Below are 2,967 nucleotides of genomic sequence, written 5' to 3'. Positions count from 1 at the left end.
TTTTCATCAAAAAACAGTTGGGTTCCTGCTTTTACTCGTCCACGAATATAGACATTTATATCGACTGCGTTTAGAGGTCTATTTATAAGCAGTTCTATTTTACCACCACTCGGTTTATTCCCAAAAAGGCGTGCTTTTATAACTTTTGTATCATTAAAGATTAAGGCACAATCTTTTGGAATAAATTTTTCTAAATCATAGAAGTGTGCATGAGTAATGGTATCTGTTTCTCTATCATAAACTAAGAGTTTTGCGTGGTCACGAGGATTTGCAGGGTAAGCAGCTATAAGTTCATCTGGCAGATGAAAATCATAGCTGCTTGTGAGTAACTCTGGGTTACTCACTTTTTTTCTCTATTTTATTTGTCTCTTCACTCTCTAGTTCTTGGTTTTCATCTGTTTCACTGTCGCTTTCTTTTTCGTTCTCATCTTCTTCTTCATCTTCATCTTCTTCTTCCCCTGCAGGATTGACCATTTTTACAATGAGTATTGATGCTCCATACAAGACAAGTAATGGACCAGCCATAAGAAGTTGCGTTAAAACATCTGGTGGTGTAAGAAGTGCAGCTACTATAAATATAATAACAATAGCATATTTGAAAAATGCCATCATCTGTTTGTCGTTAACAAGACCTAAAAGTGCTAAAAAGTAAGCAAAGACAGGCAGTTCAAAGGCAATTCCAAAGCCGAACATGATTTTTGTAAAAAAACCAACATAATCTTCTATATTAATGAGTGGAGTAAATCTAAAACTACCAAAAGTAATAAGAAAATCAAAACCAAAAGGAGTAACAACATAGTAAGCAAATAAAACACCTACTATAAACATAATCGTTCCACCTAAAATAAAAGGAATAATCATCTTTTTCTCATGCGAATAAAGCCCTGGTGCAATGAAAAGCCAAATCTGTGAGAGTATAATAGGGAGTGCGGCAATAATGGCTGCAAAAAATGAGACTTTTAGGGCTACGAAAAATGCACCACCAACTTGGGAGGTAGTTACCATTCCATTCGCGGCATGAATAGAGACTTTTCCAACGGCAATAAGGGCTTGGTTCAGCGGTGCAACCATCCAATTTAAAAGAAATTCATGGAAGTAAAACATTACAAAAAACATAACTATAAGACTAGCAGCAGAGATAGCCAATCTCTTTCTAAGTTCGGCTAAGTGGGGTATTAATTCATCAAACATCTATATTATCTTCTTCTTTTTTAGGAGTTTTCTTTTTTTTCTTTTTGAAGGTGACTTCTTGCGTTTCACTCTTCTCTTCTACTGGTGCTTGTGCTTTGACAATCTCTGGTGGTATTTCATCTACATCATCTTTTAAAAGATGGTCTGCATAAACATTTAGAGATGCTGTTGCTTGCGAAGGCATATTTGCAACTTTATTTACCTGTTCACTTGCGTTTAAAAGCTCTTTCTTATAAGCAAGTGCCTCTTTTTTAATATCAGAGATATGCATCTCATCTTCTATGGAATCTTTTACGCTTCCGACCGTATTTTTAACATTTCTAAAAAATTTAGCAATTTCTATCATTGTACTAGGAAGTTTTTCAGGACCTAGAAAAAGGATAGCTATAACTGCTATGAGAAGTATCTCAGTAAAACCCATACCAAACATGTTACGCCTTCATAAGTATTTATGTTGAGATTTTATCTAAAGTATGATTAAAATATCTTCAAGAAGTTAAATACAGAGCAATCTCGTCTGCCAAAAGATACTCAGGGTTAAAAAAAGTAGCATTTTTTAGGAGAAGTTTTTTCTCTTGAACTAAAATGGAAGCTCTATCTTTTTCTTCATCGGTTAAAATCTCTTTTTGCACTCCAACGCAAGAACGAAAGCCTAAAAATATCTTTTCTAAGCGTATATCTTCCCCCGTTAAACTCTCTTCATTTATAGAGAGAGGATTTTGTATGTAGGCTTCAATGGATGGCGTAGGATAGTAGCGTTTTGTGCCAAGTTTACCAACTGCACCTGCACCTGCACCTATGTAATCTTTATATTTCCAGTAGCCTAAGTTATGCTCTGAATGGTAGATGCCGAAATTACTAATTTCATACTGTGTAAAGTTTTGTTTTTGAATTTGAGCAAAAATCCATTGTGTGATTTCTAACTGCTCTGATGACATTTCAGGACGCGCTTGAAACGCAGTACCCTCTTCAATGGTAAGTGCATAAGCACTGAGGTGGTTGATAGGGAGGCTAAACGCAGTGTCAATATCTTTTTGAAGCAGCTCTTTTGTGTCGCCCAGAGTTGCGTAAATAAGGTCAAGAGAGAGATTTTTGTAGCCAATCTTTGCTGCGTTTAAGAGTGCCTCTTTTGCCATCTCTGGAGTATGCGCACGGTTAAGTAGTTTGAGCTTATCTTTGTCAAAACTCTGCACACCAAAACTAATGCGATTTACTCCAAGTCTTTTCATCCCCTCAAGCCACTCATAAGTAGCACTATTAGGATTTGCTTCACTTGTTATTTCGGCATCTTTTTTGAGATAAGGTGCAAGGAGTGCAAAAATTGGAGCATACAGAGATGGTGCAACTGTTGAGGGTGTGCCACCTCCAATAAAAAGTGTTTCAATTGACTCTGCAGTTGCAGAAAATCTTTTAAGTTCATAGCTAAGTTGTGCTAAAAGTGCCTGCATATACTCCTCTTTGAGATGAAATTTATCTACATAAGAGTTAAAAGCACAGTAAGAGCATTTGGAATCGCAAAATGGAATGTGTATATATAGTAACATTTTGAAAGTATAGCGAAATTTTTGCCATGCCCTTAAGCCATTGCTTAAAAGCTTTTTAGTATAATCCGCGTAACTTAATTTAGGTATATATTATGAAAAGTACAGAGAAATACCGTCCAAATGTGGCGATGATAATAGTCTCCGAGAATTATCCTCAAAAAAAAGAAATTTTTATTGCTCAACGAAATGATTTGACAGATATTTGGCAGTTTCCACAAGGTGGAATTGATGA

4 protein-coding genes and 1 pseudogene are annotated in these 2,967 nt (G+C 35.8%); 1 reads left to right on the top strand and 4 read right to left on the bottom strand.

Going from position 1 to position 2,967, the window contains the following annotated elements:
- The 4 genes from MVY38_RS06405 to hemW all read right to left on the bottom strand — a co-directional run.
- Positions 1–344: S-adenosylmethionine:tRNA ribosyltransferase-isomerase (locus tag MVY38_RS06405; protein ID WP_297484485.1), on the bottom strand; the 344-nt coding region annotated here is incomplete at its 3' end.
- The gene (tatC, locus tag MVY38_RS06400) at positions 337–1,191 is read right to left on the bottom strand and encodes a twin-arginine translocase subunit TatC (protein WP_297484483.1); all 855 of its coding nucleotides are present in this window, start codon (positions 1,189–1,191) and stop codon (positions 337–339) included. The genes MVY38_RS06405 and tatC, both read right to left, overlap by 8 nt.
- Positions 1,184–1,621, bottom strand: a complete 438-nt coding sequence (tatB, locus tag MVY38_RS06395; RefSeq protein WP_297484481.1) for a Sec-independent protein translocase protein TatB — start codon at positions 1,619–1,621, stop codon at positions 1,184–1,186. Before tatB ends, tatC begins: the two co-directional genes overlap by 8 nt.
- A gap of 58 nt (positions 1,622–1,679) precedes the next feature.
- Positions 1,680–2,735, bottom strand: coding sequence for a radical SAM family heme chaperone HemW (hemW, locus tag MVY38_RS06390; protein ID WP_297484479.1), 1,056 nt, complete (start codon positions 2,733–2,735; stop codon positions 1,680–1,682).
- 92 nt (positions 2,736–2,827) lie between these two features.
- Between hemW and MVY38_RS06385 the strand changes: the two are divergent.
- Positions 2,828–2,967: pseudogene (locus MVY38_RS06385) on the top strand (RNA pyrophosphohydrolase); the annotation flags it as partial.

This window comes from Sulfurimonas sp., assembly GCF_027056685.1.
Taxonomy (GTDB): Bacteria; Campylobacterota; Campylobacteria; order Campylobacterales; family Sulfurimonadaceae; genus Sulfurimonas.
The sequence above is the reverse complement of the archived record's forward strand: the minus strand, read 5'-3'. Positions and strand labels throughout refer to the sequence as shown.